Origin of the sequence: Vibrio owensii CAIM 1854 = LMG 25443 (genome assembly GCF_000817815.1) — a bacterium.
Lineage (GTDB): Bacteria > Pseudomonadota > Gammaproteobacteria > Enterobacterales > Vibrionaceae > Vibrio > Vibrio owensii.
On the sequence record NZ_JPRD01000016.1, the window covers coordinates 41254 to 66330 of the forward strand.

At 46.7% G+C, this 25077-nt stretch carries 23 protein-coding genes; 6 read left to right on the forward strand and 17 right to left on the reverse strand.

The features are described 5' to 3' along the window. Window positions 1-172 precede the first annotated feature (172 nt). From H735_RS10985 to gspC, 12 genes are read right to left on the reverse strand one after another with little or no spacing between them, the layout of a single operon-like run. On the reverse strand, window positions 173-934 hold the full coding sequence (locus tag H735_RS10985; protein ID WP_020195432.1) for a type II secretion system protein N: 762 nt from the start codon (window positions 932-934) through the stop codon (window positions 173-175). Window position 935: 1 nt separating this feature from the next. Beyond that, window positions 936-1427, reverse strand: a complete 492-nt coding sequence (locus H735_RS10990; RefSeq protein ID WP_020195433.1) for a type II secretion system protein M — start codon at window positions 1425-1427, stop codon at window positions 936-938. Between the two features lie 7 nt (window positions 1428-1434). Continuing rightward, entirely contained in the window at window positions 1435-2637 is a 1203-nt protein-coding gene (gene gspL, locus H735_RS10995) for a type II secretion system protein GspL (protein WP_020195434.1), read from the reverse strand. Then, a complete protein-coding gene (gspK, locus tag H735_RS11000) occupies window positions 2606-3616 on the reverse strand; it encodes a type II secretion system minor pseudopilin GspK (protein ID WP_027726635.1) in 1011 nt (336 codons plus the stop codon). Before gspK ends, gspL begins: the two co-directional genes overlap by 32 nt. Then, a complete protein-coding gene (gspJ, locus tag H735_RS11005) occupies window positions 3609-4310 on the reverse strand; it encodes a type II secretion system minor pseudopilin GspJ (RefSeq protein WP_020195436.1) in 702 nt (233 codons plus the stop codon). Before gspJ ends, gspK begins: the two co-directional genes overlap by 8 nt. Next, a complete protein-coding gene (gene gspI, locus H735_RS11010; protein ID WP_020195437.1) occupies window positions 4297-4692 on the reverse strand; it encodes a type II secretion system minor pseudopilin GspI in 396 nt (131 codons plus the stop codon). Before gspI ends, gspJ begins: the two co-directional genes overlap by 14 nt. Beyond that, complete coding sequence (locus tag H735_RS11015; protein WP_027726636.1) at window positions 4673-5287, reverse strand: prepilin-type N-terminal cleavage/methylation domain-containing protein; 615 nt, start codon at window positions 5285-5287, stop codon at window positions 4673-4675. The genes gspI and H735_RS11015 overlap by 20 nt, the downstream gene beginning before the upstream one ends. Window positions 5288-5309: 22 nt before the next feature. Beyond that, window positions 5310-5753 (reverse strand): type II secretion system major pseudopilin GspG, encoded by a 444-nt coding sequence (gene gspG / locus H735_RS11020; RefSeq protein WP_005434493.1) that lies wholly within the window; start codon window positions 5751-5753, stop codon window positions 5310-5312. 60 nt (window positions 5754-5813) lie between these two features. Further along, window positions 5814-7034, reverse strand: a complete 1221-nt coding sequence (gene gspF, locus H735_RS11025) for a type II secretion system inner membrane protein GspF (protein ID WP_005434495.1) — start codon at window positions 7032-7034, stop codon at window positions 5814-5816. After that, entirely contained in the window at window positions 7034-8536 is a 1503-nt protein-coding gene (gene gspE, locus H735_RS11030; RefSeq protein ID WP_005434497.1) for a type II secretion system ATPase GspE, read from the reverse strand. Before gspE ends, gspF begins: the two co-directional genes overlap by 1 nt. Beyond that, window positions 8529-10574, reverse strand: coding sequence for a type II secretion system secretin GspD (gene gspD / locus H735_RS11035; protein WP_020195439.1), 2046 nt, complete (start codon window positions 10572-10574; stop codon window positions 8529-8531). Before gspD ends, gspE begins: the two co-directional genes overlap by 8 nt. Window positions 10575-10610: 36 nt before the next feature. After that, entirely contained in the window at window positions 10611-11534 is a 924-nt protein-coding gene (gene gspC / locus H735_RS11040; RefSeq protein WP_020195440.1) for a type II secretion system protein GspC, read from the reverse strand. Window positions 11535-11790: 256 nt separating this feature from the next. On the opposite strand from gspC, the gene hslR reads away from it, so the two are divergent. The 4 genes from hslR (at window position 11791) to H735_RS11060 (ending at window position 17394) form a co-directional block, all read left to right on the forward strand. Then, window positions 11791-12177 carry a ribosome-associated heat shock protein Hsp15 gene (hslR, locus tag H735_RS11045; RefSeq protein ID WP_027726637.1) on the forward strand — a complete coding sequence of 129 codons (387 nt, stop codon included), beginning with the start codon at window positions 11791-11793 and terminating at the stop codon, window positions 12175-12177. A gap of 31 nt (window positions 12178-12208) precedes the next feature. Further along, on the forward strand, window positions 12209-13084 hold the full coding sequence (gene hslO / locus H735_RS11050; RefSeq protein WP_005434505.1) for an Hsp33 family molecular chaperone HslO: 876 nt from the start codon (window positions 12209-12211) through the stop codon (window positions 13082-13084). 337 nt (window positions 13085-13421) lie between these two features. Continuing rightward, the gene (gene pckA / locus H735_RS11055) at window positions 13422-15050 is read left to right on the forward strand and encodes a phosphoenolpyruvate carboxykinase (ATP) (RefSeq protein WP_020195441.1); all 1629 of its coding nucleotides are present in this window, start codon (window positions 13422-13424) and stop codon (window positions 15048-15050) included. 160 nt (window positions 15051-15210) lie between these two features. Next, window positions 15211-17394 carry an AsmA family protein gene (locus H735_RS11060; protein WP_020195442.1) on the forward strand — a complete coding sequence of 728 codons (2184 nt, stop codon included), beginning with the start codon at window positions 15211-15213 and terminating at the stop codon, window positions 17392-17394. Here H735_RS11060 and H735_RS11065 read toward each other — a convergent pair. From H735_RS11065 to H735_RS11075, 3 genes are all read right to left on the reverse strand, one after another. Then, window positions 17380-18297, reverse strand: a complete 918-nt coding sequence (locus tag H735_RS11065; protein ID WP_005448516.1) for a bifunctional GNAT family N-acetyltransferase/hotdog fold thioesterase — start codon at window positions 18295-18297, stop codon at window positions 17380-17382. The two genes, H735_RS11060 and H735_RS11065, sit on opposite strands and share 15 nt — an antisense overlap. Window positions 18298-18405: 108 nt before the next feature. Continuing rightward, entirely contained in the window at window positions 18406-18840 is a 435-nt protein-coding gene (gene dtd, locus H735_RS11070) for a D-aminoacyl-tRNA deacylase (protein ID WP_010650498.1), read from the reverse strand. Next, on the reverse strand, window positions 18812-19756 hold the full coding sequence (locus H735_RS11075) for a virulence factor BrkB family protein (RefSeq protein ID WP_020195443.1): 945 nt from the start codon (window positions 19754-19756) through the stop codon (window positions 18812-18814). The genes dtd and H735_RS11075 overlap by 29 nt, the downstream gene beginning before the upstream one ends. A gap of 35 nt (window positions 19757-19791) precedes the next feature. Between H735_RS11075 and H735_RS11080 the strand changes: the two genes are divergently transcribed. Next, window positions 19792-20433 (forward strand): DUF2959 domain-containing protein, encoded by a 642-nt coding sequence (locus H735_RS11080; RefSeq protein ID WP_027726638.1) that lies wholly within the window; start codon window positions 19792-19794, stop codon window positions 20431-20433. A gap of 90 nt (window positions 20434-20523) precedes the next feature. Here H735_RS11080 and H735_RS11085 read toward each other — a convergent pair whose 3' ends face one another. Then, on the reverse strand, window positions 20524-21078 hold the full coding sequence (locus H735_RS11085) for an AAA family ATPase (RefSeq protein WP_020195445.1): 555 nt from the start codon (window positions 21076-21078) through the stop codon (window positions 20524-20526). 73 nt (window positions 21079-21151) lie between these two features. Beyond that, window positions 21152-22981: a translational GTPase TypA gene (typA, locus tag H735_RS11090; RefSeq protein ID WP_020195446.1), complete on the reverse strand. Its 1830-nt coding sequence runs from the start codon at window positions 22979-22981 to the stop codon at window positions 21152-21154. A gap of 529 nt (window positions 22982-23510) precedes the next feature. Between typA and glnA the strand changes: the two genes are divergently transcribed. Next, complete coding sequence (gene glnA, locus H735_RS11100) at window positions 23511-24920, forward strand: glutamate--ammonia ligase (RefSeq protein ID WP_005434524.1); 1410 nt, start codon at window positions 23511-23513, stop codon at window positions 24918-24920. Window positions 24921-25077 lie beyond the last annotated feature (157 nt).

Consider the following 25077-nt stretch of genomic DNA (forward strand, 5'->3'; position numbering starts at 1 on the left):
TCCCATAGCTGTACGAATTTAAATTATTCAATAAAAATCAAATATTTATTTAAAAAACAATAATCCTTGGATTTCTTGTACAGCAAATAGAGGGTTTGGCCTACTATGATCCAAAAACAAAAAGAGCTGCACATTGGCAGCTCTTTAAAGATGTTGTGGTTTCTGAGTGTGGCTAAAAACGCCCTTTATAGTCAAACTCGTATTGACCTTGAGCGTTTGGATTGCCCAGCCATTTAAGTTGCTCGCTCATGCCTGATGGGAACTCTGCACCCGGCTTAAACCACGCTTTGGTGGAGTAACGTTGATTTGGCATTAGCTCAGCAGAAAACGCCGCTGAAACTTGCTTGCTCTTTTGCTCACCCGATGCCGATAGCACGCTGTCTTTACAGTTTAAATCAGCAATGACAGGCCCAAGTTCAAGACTACCAAGTGGGCTTTGAATGCCACTCGCACTCCAAACTAACGTACCTTCTGCTGTCTTACACCAAGGCGCGGCGTAAGTCGCATGACGGATGTTCAACTCAAGTTGACCTTCAACACCAACCGGTACAGGAAGACGTGCTTGCTCCACCACTTTTGCCGCAGGAATCGACGCGACTAAGTTTTCCGCGTATGGGCCGCCAGTTAAGCTGTAGCCAACCAAGCCACGACCACGTACGTCCATATCGCTCCCACGACCAAAACGGACGGCGAATTCAGCTTTACCAGTAAACAGACTGGAAAGTTGGAAATCCCAGTTCACCTCACCTAAGTTCTGACGCTGCCAACGTACGCTTGATGCACGACCTTGCCAAACAGTGCCTTGTGCACCTTGAATGTCGAGACCTCTCACGCTTGGCACTTGCTGTAGCACCCAAGAAACTGGCAAACCAGCAATCAAACTGGTTGAGAAAAAGGCAATAAAAATCACCACATAAAGAACGGCTTTCTTCACCTTAACCTCGCTTAAATTGCAGGCGGTTTACGTCGATCATACCGGCTTGATCGGTACGGTCGATGTCTAGGAATTCCACCTCAATCCCTTGTTGTTCTTTTAGATAACGCAGCCAATCAACCATTTGGTTGAATGCCAAAGGCTTAATCCATACTTGAACACTGTCATTACGTGGTTGTACACGGATCAACTCCACCTTGTAACGACGAGCGGATGAAGACACCACTTGGTTCAATGGCTGATTAGAAAAGCTTACACCGCCACTTTTACGCAATGCGCTGATATCATCGGCTTTATCTTGTACCCAAGTCAGCAATTGTTTTTCAGTTTGGATTCGGGATTGAGCTAGCTCTGCGCGTTGATTCATTGGTTGTAATACCCCCCAATAAATCATCCCGATAATGGCAATAATGCCACCACCCATCACCAAACGTTGCTCACGTTGTGAGATGCTGCTCCACCAAGTCTGAGCTTGTGCGATTAAATTCTTCATCATCACCTCACTGACGCTTCAACACAAAACTGCCCATCACAACATTGCCGTTGCGGTTCAGTTGGCCTTGTTCAACGTTAAACTTCTCCGCCAATTTGACTCGAGCTTGCTCGAATGGCTGGAAGTCAGAACTGCTCGCTTGAATGCGAACCTCACCACGTTGACCGTCGTATTTGAAACTGGTGATTTGTAGGTCATTAACCTGTCCCAATGTCGCTGGCAAAGCCGCGATCCAAGACAACATCGCCACATCACTTGATCCACCAGACAGACGACGTTCTTCATCCGTCATTTGGCGCTTCAAGTAGCTAACTGTTGGGATGCGTCGTTTGTCTGGGAAGATTTGACGGAAGATACGCTCACTCTCTTCACGATAAGCTTGAGCTTGAGCTTCGTATTTATGCACCATTAACAGTTGCTGACCAACCAAAACAACCAGCAACACACCAGCGGCTATTGCGGCTTTCTGCCAAACCTTAACGTACTTGCCCCAAGACGATTTAGGCTTAAACGCGCCAGAAAGTAGGTTAACCTTGCTTTCCGTTGTTCCCTTTGCCAACAATGCCATTGTCATTTCTTCAGGCTTTGATACCCAAATGTCTGGCACGCTTGATTCAGGCAGCGAACTGTAACAGTCCAGCTTCCAACCTTCGTGGCTTTGTAAGTAGGCAGATAAGTAAAGGTCTAGCCATGAAGCATCAACCACTGCACCTTGAGTCTGAGAGTGGCGAATCAGCCATTGCTCACCCAACAGTGCTGCAGAGCTCGCTTCTGCGTCCACTGGCATAGCTAATACGTCAGGTAGCATTCGCTTTATTACAAGACCTTGGCTGGCAAAACGCTGCAAAATGGTTTGAATCCAAGCTCGCTCCACGGCACACACTTGTGCGCTTTCTGCTTGCTTATCTAAAACGGTGAAATGCAGGTTGTCCACGTCTTGCGCGACTTCATCTTCCACCAAGTAAGGCAGCATACTGTCAAACTGACGTGCAGCACCCGGTGGGATATCCACTTCTGTTAACACAACATCATGGCTTGCTAATAGCGCGATAATTTGTCGCTGATCGGCATACGCGACCAGTTCATCCAGATGTTCCCATCCGGCAATCTCACCACTGGCAATCACTTCTTGCTGTTGTGTCGACCACACCAACCATGGAATGGTACTTTGTTGTTCGCTACTCAGCCGAACGGTCAGAAACTCGCTCACTGATTCCTCCAAAACGACGGCGAACGACAGTCACCGTTTCTCTATCTGTACTTTGCAAAAGGCTTCGGATACGTACACGGGATTCATCCACCAGCACTTGTGCATCCAATTCAAAAAAGGAGCTATCGACTCCTAAGTAGCCTCGGGCATTTTTCTTTACATCATCGCTCAGGCCAGCTAATTCTGACTCTGACAAAAATTCATCGACGCTTTCCCAGCCATCGAAAGGACGCTTTTCTATCAGCTGAACAGCATCGCTGCTGCTCAAGCCTGGGGTAAACATGGCAACCAAAATAGGCGCTTGCTCGACTTCTATGGTATTGACGTTCAAGCGCCAATCGTCGCTCGGAAGCGCACAAATCATCGGAGCAATTTTTTGGTAGATGTCCCCACTAACTTGGTACACCGCGCGCAGTTCACTGGCATCCGCCATCCAACCGTTGGGTGGCAAATACTGCGGCTTCATCGCTTCGTAAGTACTGTCTTCCACACCCGCGGTTGAACGCACGGTACTGTCACTATCAACGTATTCCCACGTCGAATCGGCGATCACTTCAGCTTGGTAAGGCTCCACATCCATTTCTTCCATCAAACGTTGGAACACTTGCACTAAGTATGGACGCGTCGTTTGTTCACCCGCTGGCTGCACGCTCTCGAGGACGTTCATATTGAAGCAGGCTTGCTTATCAACAATGCGGCCTAAAGCCTGTCCGTAATCAAGCGGATAAACTTGTTCTTTGATTGCCCAAGGCTGACTCAGGTTAATGGTATCGTCGTCTTCATAACTTTGTTCGATACCAATCTCAGCCAACGCCTCCACCCCCAAGCTATACCAATAAGCTTGTTGGTAGTTAATCTGGTTCGAGCCACGCTGGAACTGCAAAAACAACCGCTCTGACATACTCGCAGCTACTGTTGTCATAATCGCAAGCAGCATCAGGACAATTAGGAGCGCAACACCGCGCTGACGATTAGCCATCATTGCTGCCCCCTGATGAGTCATTGCCCGAAGCATCATCTTCTCCACCCGGATTGAGCTTGCCATCCGGCGTCAGGTAAGTGCGAGTAATCTCACCATAATCTTTCAGCTTCAATATCACGGAAACAGCTTTTGGCAGTTCACGGCCGTTTTCCCACGTTTTCTTCCACGATTTTCCGTCAAAGAAGCGCATATCAAATTCTTCGACCTGTGTTAACAGTGGTGTAATCACACCTTCTTGCCCTGTTGGTGTGTCAGGGTATCGCCACCACACACGCTGCAAGACTTCATCTTTGATGCGATAACCAACCTTAGTCACCTCTCCGCGTGGAAATTGCTGCTGTGGGTTATGCCAGCCCAAACGCGCAAACATCACGCCTTTCGCATCAGAATCGAGCAAGTAATCCGACCAAAACAGCAATTGACTTGAAGGCTCTTCACCGTTAGTACGCATTTGACGCATTGCCATTTGACGGAAATCGTTATCCATCATGACCATCGCGCGCTGTAGTTCATTGAGACGTTGGGTTCGCTCTTGAGACAACACATTGCTGCGCTGCACTTGCGATACCACTTGGTAAGCGGCGACACTCATGCTGGCAAAAATCGCAATCGATACGAGTACTTCAATCAAGGTAAAACCTCGATTGAACTTTGAGCTGCGAGCTTTATATCGCTTGTTATTCAGCAACATAACTTCTCACCGTGACAACTGGGCTCGCTTTTTTATCTGTCGCGACACTGACATCAAATGCTTTCAGCAATGGCTGCGCAGTGGCTACCGGTGTGACTTTCCAATACCAAGTGCGCCCTGCTAATTCTTCTGTACCGTTTTTCGCTTTAAGCTTTTCGGTCGAGAGCATCACATTTGCCATTTGGTTATCCACAACCATGGCTGCAAACATTTTTTCTTCTAAATAACTGACAGTATTGATGTGCTGACTCACTGAGCGAATCACACTGATCGCTGCCGTTGCGAAGATCGCTAGAGCGACCAACACTTCAAGTAATGTCATACCTCGCGTGTTGCGGTGCGACGAGCCAATACGGCTTGGCTTAGAATATCGAATTGTCATCGTCTTCCGCTTCTTCCCCAGGCGCTAACAATTTGATTTCGCCTGTTTCTTTACCAATGATTCGCCAACCATCGTTGAATGCATCCCCTTCTTCAGGAAAGAAAGATAGGGAGAATGGCGTAATCTCAGCACTTGAGAAAATGAACACTTGAGGTGGTTTCACTTTCTTCTTCTCTTTGTCCTCTTCCTCGGCAAACATGTCTTCATCAAACAGAGAGCCAGGCTCAAACAATCGATCGTCTTTATCCCAAGTACCACCGCCTAAATCCAATTGCAATGAAATATCCCCTTCGAGTTTTGTCTCACTTGGAATTTGCTTTAACTCAAGTGGCTGCCAACCATCTTGGGTCAAGCTCAACAAGGTGTAGGTGGATTTAACATCATCAACGCGCAGACCAAAGTCTTTGCCACTTAACACGGCTTCTTCATTAAGCAGTTGTAAGCGTTGAAAAAAACTGTGCGCGTATTGTTTGGAAAGGTCTTTCTGACTAGTAGGCAAGGTAGCGATCACCGCCACGGCGGTAAGAGATAACAAAACCAGCACCAATAGAATTTCTATCAATGTAAAACCGAGATGTTTTTGCATTTGCTTCATTAGTGCTGGTTTCAGCTAGCGCTTATTGGAAATCTTGCATGTTCCAGTTGCCGATATCTGCAGCTGGACCTTCACCGCCCTCTTGGCCGTCAGCGCCTAGAGTAAAGATATCAATCGTGCCATTGTCGCCAGGGCTTAGGTATTGGTACTCGTTACCCCATGGATCAGATGGAAGACGCTTGATGTAACCACCGTCACGGTAGTTGCGCGGCTCTGGGTTAGACGGTTTGTTCACCAATGCATCTAGACCTTGGTCAGTCGTTGGGTAAACGCTGTTATCCAACTTGTACATGTCCAACGCGTTTTCCAATGCCACGATGTCTGTGATCGCTTTCTGTTGGTCTGCTTTTTCTTTGTTACCTAGCAAGTTAGGAACAACAACACTCGCCAAAATACCTAGGATAACCACAACAACCATCACTTCTAGAAGTGTAAAGCCTTGTTGCTTACTGCGTTTAAATTTCATTATTTTCTCCGAAAGTTAGATTCAAGCCATGCCTTCAATAGACACGTCTTAACTCGAATTCTATCCGCTCATTAAGTTATTCATTTCCAACATTGGCATCAATGTCGCCATTACGATGAAAAGTACCAAGCCTGCCATCAGTGCAATCAATACTGGAGTAAAAATGCCAAGTGCAATGTTGACCGTAGATTCAAAGTTTTGGTCTTGGTTGTCCGCCGCTCGCGTCAACATGCTTTCAAGCTCACCACTTTGCTCACCACTGGAAATCATGTGTAGCATCATTGGTGGGAACAAGCGAGTTTGATCTAGGGCTTTACGCAGACTTGCACCTTCTCGCACGTTGTCTGCCGCAACTAAGACCTGTTGTTTTACATAACGGTTCGACATAACGTCGACCGCGACTCGCATCCCTTCAAGAATAGGAATCGCACTTGAGGTACAAATCGACAAGGTGCGAGCAAATCGTGAGGTATTCAGACCGCGAGAAATCTTACCAATTAAAGGCAGGCTGAGAATCTTTTGGTCCCAAGCCAAGCGAAAATTTGGTTTCTGTAATGCGAGTTTAAGGCCATAGAAGAGCACCACCACCACGACAAAGATGATAAGTCCCCATTCTTGGACAAACTCACTGGCAGACAACAAGAATTGCGTCGATTGAGGCAACTCTTGTCCCATTTGAATAATCGGTTCAATGATTTTAGGTACGACAGAAGACAGCAACAGAGAGACGATACCAACGGCAAACACCACCAATACCACAGGGTAAATCATGGCTTGCAGCAACTTAGAACGCATCTTTTGGCGGTTTTCTACATAATCAGCCAAGCGTTCTAGCACTGTATCTAAGTGACCGGATTTCTCACCCGCTGCCACCATCGAAAGGTAAAGCTCATCGAAGACATGCGGGTAATCACCCAAACTATCGGCCAGAGGGTAACCCTCGGTGACTTTTGAGCGCACCGCGGCAATCATCGATCGAATACGTGGCTTTTCAGCTTGCTCTGAAACGGCCTTCAAACATTCTTCCAGTGGCATCCCCGATTGAACCAAGGTCGAAAGCTGACGCGTAATCAACGCAAGCTCTGCGGTTTTGATGCCTCGTTTGAACCCAACTGACCCGCCTGAAGACTTAGCGGCTTTCGCTTTGGCTTCCATCACCTCGACAGGAATCATACCCTGCTCTTTTAGGCGTTGGCGCACCTGACGAGCGTTATCCCCCTCGATGGTGCCTTTCTTCTGCTTGCCTTTCGCGTCCAGCGCTTTGTATTCAAATGCTGCCATTACGCTTCCTTGGTCACTCGCATGACTTCTTCAAGAGAAGTGATACCACGACTGACTTTACTCAGGCCGTCGCTACGAATACTTGGCGTATGCTGGCGAACGGTTTTCTCAATCTCTTGCTCACCCGCTTCGCTGTGAATCAGCTCTTGGACTTTTTCATCCACCATCAAGAGTTCGTGAATACCAGTACGGCCACGGTACCCTTTGTGGTTGCACACTTCACAGCCTTTCGCTCGATGCAAAATGAGCGATTCATGTTCTTCCAAACCAAACAGTTTCTTCTGCTCTTTGTCCGCTTCGTATGGTTCTTTACAGTCAGAACAAAGCGTACGAACCAGACGCTGCGCAAGCACGCCCAGTAGTGAAGAAGAAATCAGGAATGGTTCAATACCCATGTCGCGCAGACGAGTAATCGCACCCACAGCCGTGTTGGTGTGCAGTGTCGACATAACCAAGTGACCAGTCAAAGAGGCTTGCACCGCAATCTGTGCGGTCTCTAAGTCACGGATCTCACCGACCATCACTACATCCGGGTCTTGACGAAGAATCGCACGCAGACCACGCGCAAAAGTCATATCGACTTTCGGGTTTACCTGCGTTTGGCCGATGCCATCAATATCAAATTCGATAGGGTCTTCAACCGTTAGAATGTTACGTTCGTTGCTGTTGATCTCTTGCAAGCCCGCGTACAAGGTCGTTGACTTACCCGAGCCTGTCGGACCGGTTACCAAGATGATGCCGTGAGGACGCCCAATCAGGTGACGGAAGTTGTCATGCACTGAAGGCGTCATACCCAAACTATGCAAGTCAAGACGAGTAGCGTTCTTATCCAATAGACGCATTACCACACGCTCACCATGCGACGAAGGCATGGTAGATACACGAACATCTACCGCACGACCACCGATACGCAGAGAAATACGACCATCTTGAGGTACGCGTTTTTCAGCAATGTCGAGTTTCGCCATAACCTTCACACGAGAAACCAGCAAAGGTGCCAACTTACGGCTTGGGGTTAGAACTTCACGCAGTACACCATCAACACGGAAACGAATCGAAAGGGTTTTCTCGAACGTCTCGATATGGATATCCGACGCCCCCTCTTTGATCGCTTCACCCAGCATGGCGTTGATCAATTTGATGATTGGCGCATCATCTTCAGATTCCAGCAAATCTTCGTCGTGAGGTAGTTCTTCTGCTAACGAGAAGAAGTCATCGCTGTCTGCACCAATGTCTTCCATCAACTGACGAGCTTCAGAAGAGTCACGTTGATATGCTTCAGTGAGCTTTTTATCGAACGCTTCTTTGTCCATCACTTGAGGAATAAAGTTTTGTTTCAGTACTCGACGTACTTCAACCAGAGCCGCAGGGTTAAGCGGCTCTACGTAATACAGAATTGGAGGGCGCTCAGGGTGCTCCGTCTCCAAAACCAGTTTAAAGCGATTGGCAAAACTGAATGGCAGACGACGCATACTTGGCGCTGTGTCTAACATATCAACCATTATTCTTTACCATCTGATCAATGAACGCTTGGATTTCAGCAGGATGCTTACGATCTTGGCCAAACTCAGGAATCACTGGGATATTTGAGTCATCCATTAGCTTCAAGCCTTCTTGTGCTTTGTAAAGCTGTTCAGCACGGATGAAGTTGTATTTGCGCTGAGTAATACCATCTGCCGTCATACCATCACGGATGATGGTTGGCTTGATGAATACCATCAGGTTACGCTTCTCAGTTTGCGTGCTGGTTGATTTGAACAGTTGACCAATCACTGGGATATCACCCAGTAGTGGTACTTTAGATTCACTCTCCAGTGCACGCTCATCAACCAAACCACCTAGCACTAGCATTTGACCATCTTGGATCATCACAGAGGTGTTTAGCTGACGCTTAGCAAAACGTACGTCAACCGCACCGTTTGCACCTAGAACGTTAGAAACTTCTTGCTCGATGTTCAGCTGAACCGAGTCGCCTTCGTTGATTTGAGGCACAACTTTCAGTTTGATACCGACTTCTTTACGGTCAACCGTTTGGAATGGGTTATCGTTGTTCGAGCCTGCAGTCGAGCCTGTAATTACCGGTACTTCTTCACCAACGATGAAGGACGCTTCACCGTTATCCATCACTGTAATGCTTGGAGAAGACAGAATGTTTGAATTTGAATCCGATGACACAGCAGTAATCAATGCTGTCCAGTCACCCATCATGATGCTCATTGCTGCGCCGTTAACACCACCAAGTGCTGCCGCTAGAGTCGAATAGTCACCTTCCTCGGTATAGCGACGAGTTTCGAAACCACCAGTTCCATCCTCACCGCCGTTTGCATTCCAGTAACTCTCTTCTTTAGTTGTATCTTTTGCTTCTTCAAGACCAACCATTACGTTACCAATTTGCGCACCAGTGTTGCCGTATTGGATTACCGCACCTGTTTCTAGGTTACCCCATTGAACACCAAGGTTAATGCCATCACCTTCTGACATTTCAACGATAAGCGCTTCAATCAGAACCTGTGCACGACGGATATCCAGTTGAGAAATCACATCTTGCAGCGCCATCATGATATCTGGCGGAGCAGTCAGAACTAGCGAGTTGGTTGCTTCGTGAGCCGCAATCACTACTTGACCACGTTGTGTACTTGATGCGCCTTTTTGACCCGCTTGCTTCTCAGCTTGCAGGTTGTCAGATACGCCTTTTAGTACGTCAACCAAGTCTTCTGCTTTCGCGTACTTTAGGTAAACCACGCGGTTATTGCCTTTGGTCGCCATTTCCACATCAAGCTGACGAATCAAACGTTTCAAGCGCGCGCGCACTTTAGGGTCGCCAGAAATTAGGATTGAGTTAGTACGATCATCCGCAACGATTTTTGGCTCTAGGAATTCAGGCGTGCTCTTTTGATTGGTCGTTTTGTTCAGGGCATCAACGATACGCACCATTTCAGACGCAGAAGCATTTCTCAGCTCTACGACTTCAATTTCTTTATCACCCGCTTGGTCAACACGTTTGATGATTTCAGCCAAACGATTTACGACCGCTGCACGGCCAGTGATCAAAATGATGTTAGCTGGATCGTAGTGCACCACGTTACCCGCACCCGCGTTGTCAATCAGCTGACGCAGTAGCGGAGAAAGTTCACGAACCGATACGTTACGCACCGCAACCACACGTGTAATCACGCTGTCGCCTTTTGCGCTGTCATCACCCAAAACAGGAATTGCAGAGGTTTTTGAATCTTTCGATTTGATGACTTTCAGTACACCGTTATCCATTTCAACAACAGCGTAACCGTACACTTCTAGTACGTTTAAAAAGAAGCTGTAGTATTGCTCTTCGTTTAAAACGTCATAGCTGCGCACGTCGATCTTGCCGCGTACAGACGGGTCAACAATGATAGTCTTCTCTAAGTTACGACCTACAATGTTGATGAATTCTTGAATGTCAGTGCCTTTGAAACTTGCACTAAACTCGTTCGCCATCGCACCCGGAGCGCAGAGTAGTGTCCCTGCAAGTAACCAAGCACTTTTGCTAAACCAATGTTTCACGTATGTCTCCCTGAACTTACGCAGCTTGCCTAAGTATTACAATTGGATATAGATGTCGTACTGCTGGCCGTCGCGCTCAACAGTCAAATTCAGTTCTTGCGGATCGTTCATCACTTGCATCAGTTCTACTGAAGATGAAGGATCACTTAAATCGATCCCGTTTAATTGCACCGCAATATCACCAGGTTTTAGACCGACATCATTAAACAACGCCGCATCACGACCTGGTGAGACGCGATAGCCGATGATTCCTCCGTCTTTCTTAACCGGAGAAATGTTGATGTACTTGAATACGCTTTGCGGATCTTTGGCAATTTCCGCACGAATTTGGTCGACCTTTTCACTCACTGCGGATGAGCTATCCGCTTTCGTCGCTTTTGGTCGAGTTGCCGGACGACTCTCAGACAACTTGCTGTACTCGATGCCTTCCAACATAAGGGTTTCATCACGACCTTGGTTATCAATGATTACACGATCAACCAAAACCGCTTTTAATTCTGCACGTGTGCCGTCAATTTCTTCACCGATGCCGTAAGTTGCCTGCTTACCTCGGTTTGCAATCACCGCTAAGCTCGTTTTTGCGTTGCTGCTCGCAACAGCACCAACAAGTGTTAGGTTTAGGCGGGTTTTAGGCGCATCTTGCACGACAGGTTGTTCTACTACGACCGGCTTTTGCTCGGTGTACTTTCCGAACAAGTTGGCATTTTGGAGGGCATTGAAATCAATCGCGTCTTTTTTATTGGTTGACGCAACAGCGTTTGCTGATGGCTTCCATTGAGTCACATCAGAGGTTTTAGGCATTGCTAACCACACCACTTTACCAAGTATCCAACCTGTCATTGCTATAAATAGACAAGTTAAGAGCAAACTTAGTTTCGCTTGAATGACGTGATTGTTGGACTTAATCTGAGCCAGTAGCGGGCTGCTTGATAATCCTGCACTTAGCTCTAAACGCTTCACTGAATTGATTCCTTTATTCTTACGTCCGTCGACTTTCACTATGAATGAAAGCGTGTCGACTCTATCTTGCTAAAATTGCAATAAAATTACTACTCAACAAAGAGCAGTGAACTATATCACAAGTTCCTTTTCATACCTTTTTCTTATGCAGTTTTTGCCAACTCCCTTGAAAAAAAACAGCCTTGGCTCCATCTGTAGGTGAATAATCCACCAGTCACTGCATCATTCTTGCAGTGATTAGATAGTGTAGAGTCGTATGAGTTCCACAAATGAAGCCGTAAGGCTAGATAAATGGCTATGGGCTGCCAGATTTTATAAGACCCGTTCCATCGCACGCAATATGGTCGATGGCGGTAAAGTCCACTATAATGGGCAACGAAGCAAACCAAGCAAAATCGTTGAGCTGGGCGCTGAGATTCGTCTTCGTCAAGGTAATGAAGAGAAGACGGTGATCATCGAGAAAATCTCTGATCGTCGAATGGGCGCACCAATCGCTCAAACGCTCTATCGCGAAACTGACGAAAGCGTCAGCCAACGCGAAGAGTTCGCGAAACAGCGTAAACTCAACGCCCACAACCCTAGTCCGGAACGCCGCCCAGACAAAAAGCAGCGCCGCGACATCATTAAGTTCAAACACCAATAAAAGCCGGAATTACCGACGAGGAAAGCACTCCATGGCAAATAATGTTTTAAACCGCTACCTATTTGAAGATCTTTCTGTACGTGGCGAGTTGGTTCAATTGGATGAAGCATACCAACGTATTATCTCCAGCAAGGAATATCCGGCAGCACTGCAAAAACTGTTGGGTGAGCTACTCGTTTCAACCACACTTTTAACTGCAACTTTGAAGTTCGAAGGCTCAATCACTATCCAACTACAAGGTGATGGCCCTGTATCTTTGGCAGTCATCAACGGCGACCACGATCAGAAGATCCGTGGCGTAGCGCGTTGGGAAGGCGATATTGCTGATGACGCAACGCTGCATGAAATGATGGGTAAAGGTTACCTAGTGATCACCATCGAGCCGAAAAAAGGCGAACGCTACCAAGGCGTGGTTGGCCTAGAAGGTGAAACACTGGCTGACGTTATCGAAGGCTACTTCGCAAACTCAGAGCAGCTAAAAACGCGTTTGTGGATCCGCACTGGTGAGCACGAAGGCAAAAAGCATGCGGCAGGTATGATGATCCAGGTAATGCCAGACGGTACAGGTACACCTGAAGACTTTGAACACCTAGAACAACTAACAGCAACGGTTAAGAACGAAGAGCTGTTCACGCTACCAGCAAATGAACTGCTTTACCGTCTATACAACCAAGACTCAGTTCGTCTATACGAGCCTCAACCGGTGGAATTCCACTGTGGTTGTTCTCGCGAGCGCAGTGGCGCGGCGATCATCACAGTTGATAAAACTGAAATTTATGACATTTTGGCGGAAGAAGGCACAATTTCTTTACATTGTGATTACTGCGGCACGTCATACACGTTCGACGAACCAGAAATTACCGAACTGTATACGCAAGCAACTTCCGGCAATAAAACCGTGCATTAATTTTCATAGCTTAACAAGCATGTAATTTACCTATCAAAAGGCCAGCATCACGCTGGCCTTTTTGTGATCAAACCCTCGTATACCTTAGCCTCCCACGTAATAAAGCAACCGCTTAATTTTAAATAATTAATAATTCTTTTGCCCTAGCGCAAAGGTTTGCGGCCACGATAAACTATTCGCACCAATATGTGACGGGTTACCTAAAACCACACTGAAATCATGGATAATTTTTGAACTATATCCCTGTTTTCTCCCCGCCCCGTTGCTAGCATGGTGAGCAGATAAAAATTAAAACATTCTTACAAAATCCCTACAAAAATCCTTATAAGGAGCACCTATGACCGTTATGGAACATACAAAGGCTGCAACACTTGATCTAACCAAACACGGACTGCATAACGTTAAAGAGGTTGTTCGCAACCCAAGCTACGAAATGCTGTTTGAGGAAGAGACCCGTGCTGACCTAACAGGTTATGAACGTGGTGTGGTTACAGAACTCGGCGCGGTTGCCGTAGACACTGGTATCTTTACTGGTCGCTCACCAAAAGATAAGTACATTGTTAAAGATGCAACGACAGAAGAGCACATGTGGTGGACTTCTGACGCAGTGAAAAATGACAACAAACCAATCAACAAAGAAGTATGGGACGACCTAAAAGAGCTAGTGACCAACCAGCTTTCAGGCAAGCGTCTATTTGTGATTGACGGTTATTGTGGTGCAAACCCAGACACTCGTTTGAGCATTCGAGTGATCACAGAAGTAGCGTGGCAAGCGCACTTCGTGAAAAACATGTTCATTCGCCCAACAGAAGAAGAGTTGGCAACGTTTGAACCTGATTTTGTGGTAATGAACGGTGCGAAGTGCACCAACGAGAAGTGGGAAGAGCATGGTCTAAACTCTGAAAACTTCACTGTGTTCAACCTAACAGAGCGCACTCAGTTGATCGGTGGTACTTGGTACGGCGGCGAAATGAAGAAAGGCATGTTCGCAATGATGAACTACTTCCTTCCGCTAAAAGACATCGCATCAATGCACTGTAGTGCAAACATGGGTGAAGAAGGCGATGTTGCGATCTTCTTCGGTCTATCTGGCACAGGTAAAACTACCCTATCAACTGATCCTAAACGTGCACTGATTGGTGATGACGAGCACGGTTGGGATGACGACGGCGTGTTCAACTTCGAAGGTGGCTGTTACGCGAAAACCATCAAGCTATCAAAAGAAGCAGAGCCTGATATCTACAACGCCATCCGCCGTGATGCACTACTAGAGAACGTAACAGTTCGTAGCGATGGTTCTATCGACTTTGATGATGGTTCTAAGACTGAGAACACTCGTGTGTCTTACCCACTGCATCACATCGACAACATCGTTAAGCCAGTATCGAAAGCTGGTCACGCAAACAAAGTGATTTTCCTATCGGCTGATGCGTTCGGCGTACTTCCTCCGGTTTCTAAACTGACTCCTGAACAAACTAAGTACCACTTCTTGTCTGGCTTTACCGCTAAACTAGCAGGTACTGAGCGTGGCATCACTGAACCAACACCAACGTTCTCAGCGTGTTTCGGCGCAGCGTTCCTAACTCTACACCCAACTAAGTACGCAGAAGTGCTAGTGAAACGTATGGAAGCTGCGGGCGCAGAAGCTTACCTAGTCAACACTGGTTGGAATGGCAGCGGCAAACGTATCTCTATCCAAGATACACGCGGCATCATTGATGCGATCCTTGATGGCTCAATTGAAGAAGCGAAAACTAAGCACATTCCAATCTTCAACCTAGAAGTGCCAACTTCGCTACCAGCTGTGGATCCAAGCATCCTTGACCCACGTGATACCTACGTTGACCCACTACAATGGGAAAGCAAAGCGAAAGACTTGGCAGAGCGCTTCATCAACAACTTTGATAAGTACACTGACAACGCAGAAGGCAAATCACTAGTGGCAGCAGGCCCTCAGCTAGACTAAGCCACTCGCCAAGCCTTCGTGACTTAGCTACAAAAATAATCTTCAAGCCCCTCTTTTGAGGGGCTTTTTATTGAATCCAACCAGAGATTGATACAAGCTTAAGCCTATCTAAGTAAGTCGATACTCACTTACTCCAATTTACAGACAGGTTTTGGCAGGGATGAAAACAGCAGGTCGAACTCTACTTCTTATCGTCATACTGGCAATCGCGATTCCAGCCGTCTTTGTGGGCATGCTGACCACCTCTTACTCTCGTCAAACGTGGAACCTGCTTTCTGATCTCGTCGACTTGCCACTGCAAGCAGACAACGTTCAATACGAGTTTCCCTACCACCTAACCCTTAGTGGGATAGCGACCAAACAAGACAAATTGCCGTTCATAGAGCAAGTCGACCTATGGCTAAACCCTGATGTTCGTCGCGATGGGAAATGGATTGTCGATAGCCTGTTGATTGATGGACTGAGCCTACAGCAAGGTATGCCAACAATGCCAAAGCTCAACAATGTCTACTTCCATCAAATCGCCTTGAAGAACATCGATTACGCCGATGATGCATTCAGCATTAATGGTTTGAACGTCCAAATCCAAGACCCTACTTGGTCGAGTGACACGCAGCAAATGCCTTATGGTGAGGTTCAGCTCTCTGCCGAACAATTGTATTGGAATGGTGAAGCTTTCAATAAACTGCTTGTCGATGTGGACTACAAACCGCAAGACAGCACACTTTATGGCGCATCGTTTAAATGGCGTGGCAGTGAAGTCTCTGGTCAAGGCGAACAATACCCACAAGGTTGGTCGTTGATTAACGTGACCGTTGATAAGCTGAAAATCGACAATCTACAACTGCAATCCTTACTCGCCAAACCATGGCAAGCGTTGCCCGTTAATATTAACCATATCAACAGCCTCGATCTGCTCAATGCGGATATCGAATACGGAGACTGGCATTGGCAAAACCTTGAGTTATCGGTAGAAAACGCTTCGCTCCCGCTGTCATTGTGGAGCACAACGGCGCAGATTTCCCTGCAAGCTGACAGTGTCAGTTTCCAAGACCAAACCGCGGTTGAGCCTCGTTTAAACGCCCAACTCAAGCCAGGGGCTGTCAAATTGCAAGAACTGAGCTTGAATTGGCAGCAAGGTAGCGTTCAGGTATCTGGTGACTTCGAACCTGACCATTGGAAAATCAACAATGCGACCATCAGCGGCTTGAAATGGGCTATCCAACCAGATGACAAGGCCGACTGGTGGCAAAAAGCCACAGAGAAGCTCCAGCAAGTCGATGTGAAGCAGTTAGAAATAAAACGCAGCCAAGTCATCCAGTTATCCAAACAACCTTACTGGCAGCTTTCTGGCTTGAATTTGGAAGGTGACCAGCTCGAAGTAAAACACAACAACGGTCACTGGGGCATTTGGAGCGGTAAGCTTGATGCCAGCGTTGTCAACGCGAGTTACGACCAAGTCATCACCTCACACGCAGCGATTTCAACCCAGAGTGAAAACGGCTTCTGGCAACTAACACGTTTATTTGCCCCTCTGGAGCAAGGCTATATTGAAGGCTTAGGTCAAATCGATCTCAGCACCACCAGCCAACCTTGGGCGCTTAACCTCAATGCGGATGGTATTCCCCTGCAATTACTTCATCCATACTTACCAACGGCACTTGCGGTCAATGGCTTCTCTGACTTAAGTCTTGATTTAAAAGGCTTGGCAGGCGATCAAAACATGCTTGCTTACAGCTTGTCAGGAGAAGTGGAAGCTAACCTACGCGATACCACCTTGAAGTCACAAGCAGATGATTCGCTCAAGGCAATTACCTTCAGCCCATTGCGCTTAGAGGCTCAGCGCGGCGAAGTGAAGCTAGAACCTGTGACCATTTCAGGCAAAGCTATCTCAGGTAAGCTATCTGGAGAGTTTGATATGGCGAACAACCCACTGAGCGGTGTGAGCTATCAACTTAAAGAATCGTGTGGAATGATTAAAGGTGATGTACTGAGTGGCGAAGTGGAAACAAATGAGTGCTTAAACAAACCAAAGCAGGCAGAGCCAGTGGAACCAGAACAGAGCGCTCCCGAAACAACCGGCGTTACAAACATCGACGCAATCAACATCGAACAACCTGAAGAAGAGTTAAGTGAGGAAGTGGCAGAAGAAAAAGAGTCGACCACTGGTGCGCACTCTGAAGAGCAACTTATCACAGAACAAAAAGACTCTGACCTTGTAGAAAAATCATCGAAAGAAAGCGAAAACTCAGCTATCAATGAAACCAAGGCAGAACAAGGCGCACCTGAAAACCAAGATGCGCCGCAAGAAATACCAAATTCTGAGAATCTAACAGCTGAGTAATTTAGAGTAATTCGGCAGTAGCATGTACGTACCGACAAAATCCACCGCTGGCACATCTCCACTGTAAATCACTACGTGGATAACGATACGCGCTTTACGCCCTGAAGCGAGCCTATCCAAGTCACCACTAATGCCATCTAATGACGTGCTCGCGACTGGGTTCTCTTCAACAGGATGGCGATAACGAATCGAGCTATCCGCCAACACAATATCACCGTGCAAACCGCGTTCTTTCATCAGCAACCACGTCATGCCCCAACCAGTTAGCGTTGCTAAGGTAAACGCAGAGCCTGCAAACATGGTGTTATGCGGGTTCAGGTTAGGGTTGAGCTGCGCGCTGCATTCAAACTGATAACCAGTGTACTGGTTGATTTTGATGCCCATTTTGTCTGCAATCGGGATCTGCGCCTCCCAACGTTGCTGCAGCTCAGTACACCAATCTGGGCGACGCAATACATCGGCCATCGGATCAAGCTGTTTGACCATTTGTTGGTGACGCACAGGGCCACGCTCGTCGGTCAGTTCGCCGCGACGCTCAAAGCCATTCTTTTCATAGAAAGCAATCGCGTCTTCACGGGCATTGCATACCAGACGCTTCGCCCCTTCCTGACGAGCTAACGACTCAAGCGCCACCAGCACTAATGAACCCATGCCTTTGCTACGACGATTGTTCTTCACCGCCATGTAGCGGATCTGACCATCATTATCTGGGGTAATGTATAAACGACCAATCGCCATCGGACGACCACGACTGTCGGTAATCATACGGTGATGGCTCATGCCATCGTACTCATCACGCTCGGAGCCTACTGGCATACGCCAAGGTTCGCGCAGCAACTGCCAACGAAATTGATAGTACTTGTTGAGCTGATTTTCTGTTTTTGGAGTTATGAGTTTGAACATATCAATCCTTTGAAAGTACAAATCAAATGAAAGCCTTAGAGGAAAATACCCAAGCAAATTCAATTTACTTGGGCTTAAAGCTTAGACCATGATGTTGTGGTTGCCAGATTAGACCTGTAGCCAAAAAGTCACTGGACCGTCATTAATTAATGACACTTTCATATCCGCTGCGAAGCGGCCGCGTTGTGTTGGCAGTTCTTGCTCACACAAGTCAGAGAAGTAGTCATACAGACGTTCTGCATCCGCAGGGTGCGCGCCTCGAGAGAAGCCTGCGCGAGTGCCTTTTTTGGTATCCGCTGGTAACGTAAATTGAGACACCACCAAAACCTGACCGTTCACTTGTTTAACGTTAAGGTTCATTTTGCCTTCATCGTCTTCAAACACACGATAGGTAGTTACGCGCTCCATCAAACGTTTTGCTTTTGCTTCATCATCGTCCTTTTCTACACCAAGTAGAACAAGTAGACCTTGGTCGATTTCACCGACAACTTCACCGTCTACACGAACGGCGGCTTCACTGACTCGTTGAATTAGCGCTATCACGACTCTCGCTTCCTTCATCTGTTAATTGCAATTCAGCGGTCGAGTGTATCATTTCTAGGTCGTCACTCCAGTGCTCTCTTTCGCCAAGAGCAGCAGTCACTTCTGCGCCAATCAATACGATCAGCCAACACAAATACACCCACACAAACAGGATAGGAATCGCAGCGAGCGCACCGTAAATCAGCTGATATGACGGGAATTGAGTAATATAGAAGGCAAAGCCTTTCTTACTCAATTCAAACAACACAGCGGCAATGGCAGCGCCAACCGCGCCATGGGATAGATAAACCTTTTTGTTTGGTACTAAGAAGTACAGCCCCATGAACGCAAAGAAGGAAAGCAGTAAAGGTAACCAACGTAAAAACAGGTTATACGCGCCAGATAAGGTTTCGTTTTCAATCAGCTTTAGCGATGTCACATAGGAAGTTGCAGCAATACTCGCGCCCACTAAGATAGGGCCAAGCGTCAACACCATCCAATACATAGAGAAAGAGAACACAGGACGACGTTTGTCTTTCACTCGCCAAATGTAGTTTAAGTTTTTGTCGATATTCGAAATCAGCATCAAAGCCGCAACAAACAAAAATGCACCACCCACGGCGGTCATTTTGCCTGTGTTTGAGACAAACTCTTGTAGCGCAGTTCTTACTGCATCTCCAGAAGCTGGGACAAAGTTATCAATGATGTAGCCTTGCAAGGTTTCACCTGCATTCTCAAACACCGGAAACTTCGACAATATCGATAAAAGTACCGTCAACATTGGCACAATAGACAACAAAGTGATGTAAGCTAGATAGCCTGCATTAACGTTAACGCGATCGTGCGTCATACGCTTGAGCAAATATTTGAAAAACGCGACGCTCCCCGGCACGAGCTTGCTCAATCTCACCTTGTAACTCTCTGATAACTGGTTCATAGTTCATCCCATAAATTAGCGTCGAGGACATAAGAATGCCTTATTTATTAGCAATTGTACTATCAATTTTCACTTTGACAGGATGTCAGTCCGCATATTATTCAGCAATGGAACAAGTGGGTTACCACAAACGTGACATTATGGTTGATCGCGTAGAAGACGCCAAAGAATCGCAACAAGACGCACAAGAAGAGTTCACCAGTGCTTTAGAAGCCCTTTCTGCTCTAACCAACTTTGACAGCGGTGAACTAGAAAGCGTCTACAACAACATTAACGATAAATACGAAGACAGCGAAAAAGCGGCGCAAGATGTGCGTGACCGCATTGCTGCAATTGAAGATGTGTCGGATGCTCTGTTTGAGGAATGGCAAGGCGAATTAGACCTGTACACCAGTGCGAAACTACGTCGCTCTAGCGAACAGAAACTGCGTGAGACAAAAGCATCTTACAAAACCATGCTTAGCGCGATGAAGCGTGCGGAAGACAAGATGACGCCAGTATTGAACACACTGCGTGACAACACGCTTTATCTAAAGCATAACTTGAACGCAAGCGCGATTGGCTCATTGAAAGGTGAATTCTCTAGCCTAGAGAAAGACATCCAATACGCGATTAAGCAGATGAATGCTGCGATTGCTGAGTCAGATAAGTTCTTGCAGCAACTGAATCAAAAGTAATTCGATAAAGCCTCCTCCTCGTGAGGAGGTTTTACTATCTAGCGACCAAAACTCATTTCTTCGCTAGGTGTGCTGAATACCTACCGAGCTCTAATCACCTTTCTCACCTTCCACCTCGGCCACTAAGCCCATTACTTGTCGAACAAACGCCACTCGTTCTTCCACACTTCCCCATGGTACTTCGACTACTTCGTAACCCAGTTCCACATAGGTATCGACTAGGGTTTGATGGATTTGCAAGGCCTCTTCAAAGCTATGTGGGCGCACATCATCTTGAACATAGATAGAGGCCTCAGGCCGACAAGTAAGCACCTTACTTTGGAACCCAGTACTCTCGGTCAAGAAGGCTTGCTCCACAGGACAGCCGCCTACTTGTAGGTATGCCACGATGTCTGGGATAGCACGGTCAACAAAAGCGACCGGATGATTCAGCGCTTCTCGCTTTTGCTTGCCCATTAACTCAAGGCATAAGTTGGCAAACTCAGGTAGGTTGGTCCAAGGCAAGACGCCGTTGTCCAACTGACTTTGCTGCTCAATTAAGGTGCGAGAGCCCTCAGCAAAGATGGCGTACCCCAACTCTCCCAACGCATTCAATAAGGTGGTTTTGCCCGCTCCGGGACCACCCGTAATCACGATTGGCTTCATAGCCTCATTCCTTTAAATACAAAAAAACCCGAGCGAAACTCGGGTTTTTCTAAATAGAATCCGTTACAGCAGATTATTTTGCTGAACGTGAAGCACGCTTACGATCGCTTTCCGTTAGGAATTTCTTACGGATACGGATGCTTTCAGGCGTTACTTCTACTAGTTCGTCATCATCGATGAACTCTAGTGCTTGCTCAAGAGTCATCTTGATTGGCGGAGTAAGAACCTGTGCGTCATCTGTACCAGATGCACGAACGTTAGTTAGCTGCTTACCTTTCAGTGCGTTTACTGTTAGGTCGTTGTCGCGGCTGTGAATACCGATAACCATACCTTCGTAAACTTCAACACCGTGACCGATGAATAGACGACCACGTTCTTGTAGGTTAAACAGTGCGTTTGTTAGCGCTTTACCCATCGCGTTCGCGATTAGTACACCGTTAACACGTTGACCGATGTTACCGCCTTTGTGTGGGCCGTAGTGGTCAAATGTATGGTATAGAAGACCAGAACCTGAAGTCAGTGTCATGAACTCAGTTTGGAAACCGATAAGACCACGTGATGGCATTTCGAAGTCCATACGTACACGGCCTTTACCATCTGGAGACATGTCTTTCAGCTCACCTTTACGTAGGCCGATGTTCTCCATGATGCCGCCTTGGTGCTCTTCCATAACGTCGATCGTTACAATTTCGAACGGTTCCATTAGCTGACCATCTTCTTCTTTGATGATTACTTCTGGACGAGATACAGCAAGCTCGAAGCCTTCACGACGCATGTTTTCGATAAGGATAGAAAGGTGAAGTTCACCACGGCCTGATACGCGGAATTTGTCTGGATCGTCTGTTTGCTCAACACGTAGTGCAACGTTGTGTACCAATTCTTTCTCTAGACGCTCAAGGATGTTACGTGAAGTCACGAACTTACCTTCTTTACCAGCGAATGGAGACGTGTTTACTTGGAACGTCATCGTTACTGTTGGTTCATCAACAGATAGCGCAGGTAGTGCTTCTACAGCGTTTTGTGCACAGATAGTGTCAGAGATTTTTAGCTCACCAAGGCCAGTGATTGCAACGATATCACCTGCGTTCGCTTGCTCAACTTCGTGACGATCTAGGCCTAGGTAGCCCATTACTGTACCCACTTTACCGTTGCGAGTTTTACCGTCAGCACCGATAACTGTTACTTGTTGGTTTGGCTTAACGCTACCACGAGTTACACGAGCAACACCGATAACACCAACGTAAGAGCTGTAATCTAGCTGAGAAACTTGCATCTGTAGAGGACCGTCTAGGTCAACTTGAGGTGCCGTTACTTCTTCAACGATAGTTTGGAACAGTGGTTCCATGTTCTCGCCAGTTTCGCCTTCTTCTAGCGCAGCCCAACCGTTAAGTGCTGAAGCGTAAACTACTTTAAAGTCTAGCTGTTCGTCAGTTGCACCTAGGTTGTCGAATAGGTCGAATACTTGGTCCATAACCCAATCAGGACGAGCACCAGGACGGTCAATCTTGTTGATTACAACGATTGGCTTAAGACCGTGCGCGAATGCTTTTTGAGTTACGAAACGCGTTTGCGGCATTGGGCCGTCAACTGCGTCAACGATAAGTAGTACTGAATCTACCATCGACATGATACGTTCTACTTCACCACCGAAGTCCGCGTGTCCCGGAGTATCTACGATGTTGATGCGGTAGTCATTCCAGTTAATTGCTGTGTTTTTAGCAAGAATGGTAATGCCACGCTCTTTCTCAATGTCGTTCGAGTCCATGACTCGCTCTTCAGCTTCACCGCGAGACTCTAGCGTGCCTGATTGTTGTAGCAGCTTGTCAACCAACGTTGTTTTACCGTGGTCAACGTGCGCGATAATCGCGATATTTCTTAATTTATCAATCTGTGGAGTAGCCATGGATATTGATTCACTTAGATAGATGAAATGCCCCCATGCCGAGAACGGGTGCTCTCTGGCGACATTTGCTGATTAAAAAAACGGCCATAATGTACCAGATTTTAGCAAAAAGCCTAGAAATATGTGATCTACTCCTTAGCTTTTCTATCAATTTTACGCTTAGCGCCCACTTTCTTCCGTTACTCGAATTGATTCAACGCAATTTTATTCCAATCGTTGCTTATTACAAATTGACTCTTGCTCAAAATCTGGGCTAGATAAGCAACGTGATTGTCACATTGTGGTGCAATAATTTAAATTAGCACCAACATGGTGCAATCAGAGATCATTTTGGTGCAAACGTTTGCACCAAACTAGCATCTAAAAACTTAATTACTTGAAATTAATGGAATAATTTTTTTGGCACGGTTTTGGCTTTAGAGAAACCAGCATCGATTAATAAAATGTCAAACAGATTAATCAATGCTGGATTTAATCAAATTTTCATAAATCGAGCTTACCGCTTTATTAACACTGGAGGTTATCCAAGATGTCAGTAGAAAACGTTTTATCACTGATCCAAGAAAACGAAGTTAAGTTTGTTGACCTACGCTTCACTGATACAAAAGGTAAAGAGCAGCACATCTCTATCCCTGCTCACCAAATCGACGCAGACTTCTTCGAAGAAGGTAAAATGTTCGATGGTTCATCAGTTGCTGGCTGGAAAGGCATTAACGAATCAGACATGGTTATGATGCCAGACGCATCTTCTGCAGTGCTTGACCCATTCACTGAAGATGCAACGCTAAACATCCGTTGTGACATCCTTGAGCCTGCAACTATGCAAGGCTACGACCGTGACCCTCGCTCTATCGCTAAGCGCGCTGAAGACTTCATGCGTTCTACTGGCATTGCAGACACTGTACTTATCGGTCCTGAGCCAGAGTTCTTCCTATTTGACGACGTTAAGTTCGCGACTGACATGTCTGGTTCTTTCTTTAAGATTGACGACGTAGAAGCAGCGTGGAACACAGGTTCTGATTACGAAGAAGGTAACAAAGGCCACCGTCCAGGCGTTAAAGGTGGTTACTTCCCAGTAGCTCCAGTAGATTCATCTCAAGACATCCGCTCTGCTATGTGTCTAGTAATGGAAGAGATGGGCCTAGTTGTTGAAGCACACCACCACGAAGTAGCAACTGCGGGTCAAAACGAAATCGCAACTCGCTTCAACACGCTAACAACGAAAGCTGACGAAATCCAAATCTACAAGTACGTTGTACATAACGTTGCTCACGCGTTTGGTAAGACGGCGACATTCATGCCTAAGCCACTAGTTGGTGACAACGGTAGCGGTATGCACGTTCACCAATCTCTAGCAAAAGACGGTGTAAACCTATTTGCTGGTGACAAGTACGGCGGCCTATCTGAAACTGCACTTTACTACATCGGCGGTATCATCAAGCACGCTCGCGCAATCAACGCATTTGCTAACCCAGCAACTAACTCGTACAAGCGTCTTGTACCAGGCTTCGAAGCACCAGTAATGCTAGCTTACTCAGCACGTAACCGTTCTGCTTCTATCCGTATCCCAGTGGTACCAAGCCCTAAAGCGCGTCGTATCGAAGTTCGTTTCGGTGACCCAGCGGCTAACCCATACCTATGTTTCGCAGCAATGCTAATGGCTGGTCTTGACGGTATTAAGAACAAGATCCACCCAGGCGAAGCGATGGATAAAGACCTTTACGACCTACCAGCTGAAGAAGCAGCAGAAATTCCAACAGTTGCATACTCACTGAAAGACGCACTAGATGAACTAGATGCTGACCGTGAGTTCCTAACAGCAGGCGGCGTATTCTCTGACGACTTCATCGATTCTTACATCGGTCTTAAAGCTCAAGACGTAGAGAAAGTAAACATGACAACTCACCCACTAGAGTTCGAACTTTACTACTCTGTATAAGGTCTCAACTGTGTAAAATGTAAACACAGAAACAAAATATTAGGCTCGCCTCGCAGGCGGGCCTTTTTTGTATTCGCTCGCCCCATATGGGCGTTTAACATGGAGGGATAACTAAAATACGCTAAAACTCTTTTTCCTTATTGGTCAAAGAGCTAAG

What these genes read in the sequence shown, in the direction of transcription:
- gspG (WP_005434493.1), bottom strand. Translation starts at nt 5,753, where the DNA reads ATGAAATTTAAACGCAGTAAGCAACAAGGCTTTACACTTCTAGAAGTG.
- H735_RS11015 (WP_027726636.1), bottom strand. Translation starts at nt 5,287, where the DNA reads ATGAAGCAAATGCAAAAACATCTCGGTTTTACATTGATAGAAATTCTA.
- gspI (WP_020195437.1), bottom strand. Translation starts at nt 4,692, where the DNA reads ATGACAATTCGATATTCTAAGCCAAGCCGTATTGGCTCGTCGCACCGC.
- pckA (WP_020195441.1), top strand. Translation starts at nt 13,422, where the DNA reads ATGACCGTTATGGAACATACAAAGGCTGCAACACTTGATCTAACCAAA.
- hslO (WP_005434505.1), top strand. Translation starts at nt 12,209, where the DNA reads ATGGCAAATAATGTTTTAAACCGCTACCTATTTGAAGATCTTTCTGTA.
- typA (WP_020195446.1), bottom strand. Translation starts at nt 22,981, where the DNA reads ATGGCTACTCCACAGATTGATAAATTAAGAAATATCGCGATTATCGCG.
- glnA (WP_005434524.1), top strand. Translation starts at nt 23,511, where the DNA reads ATGTCAGTAGAAAACGTTTTATCACTGATCCAAGAAAACGAAGTTAAG.
- gspE (WP_005434497.1), bottom strand. Translation starts at nt 8,536, where the DNA reads ATGGTTGATATGTTAGACACAGCGCCAAGTATGCGTCGTCTGCCATTC.
- H735_RS11080 (WP_027726638.1), top strand. Translation starts at nt 19,792, where the DNA reads ATGCCTTATTTATTAGCAATTGTACTATCAATTTTCACTTTGACAGGA.
- hslR (WP_027726637.1), top strand. Translation starts at nt 11,791, where the DNA reads ATGAGTTCCACAAATGAAGCCGTAAGGCTAGATAAATGGCTATGGGCT.
- H735_RS10990 (WP_020195433.1), bottom strand. Translation starts at nt 1,427, where the DNA reads ATGAAGAATTTAATCGCACAAGCTCAGACTTGGTGGAGCAGCATCTCA.
- gspK (WP_027726635.1), bottom strand. Translation starts at nt 3,616, where the DNA reads ATGGCTAATCGTCAGCGCGGTGTTGCGCTCCTAATTGTCCTGATGCTG.
- H735_RS11060 (WP_020195442.1), top strand. Translation starts at nt 15,211, where the DNA reads ATGAAAACAGCAGGTCGAACTCTACTTCTTATCGTCATACTGGCAATC.
- gspF (WP_005434495.1), bottom strand. Translation starts at nt 7,034, where the DNA reads ATGGCAGCATTTGAATACAAAGCGCTGGACGCGAAAGGCAAGCAGAAG.
- H735_RS11075 (WP_020195443.1), bottom strand. Translation starts at nt 19,756, where the DNA reads ATGAACCAGTTATCAGAGAGTTACAAGGTGAGATTGAGCAAGCTCGTG.
- H735_RS11085 (WP_020195445.1), bottom strand. Translation starts at nt 21,078, where the DNA reads ATGAAGCCAATCGTGATTACGGGTGGTCCCGGAGCGGGCAAAACCACC.
- gspJ (WP_020195436.1), bottom strand. Translation starts at nt 4,310, where the DNA reads ATGTTGCTGAATAACAAGCGATATAAAGCTCGCAGCTCAAAGTTCAAT.
- H735_RS11065 (WP_005448516.1), bottom strand. Translation starts at nt 18,297, where the DNA reads ATGTTCAAACTCATAACTCCAAAAACAGAAAATCAGCTCAACAAGTAC.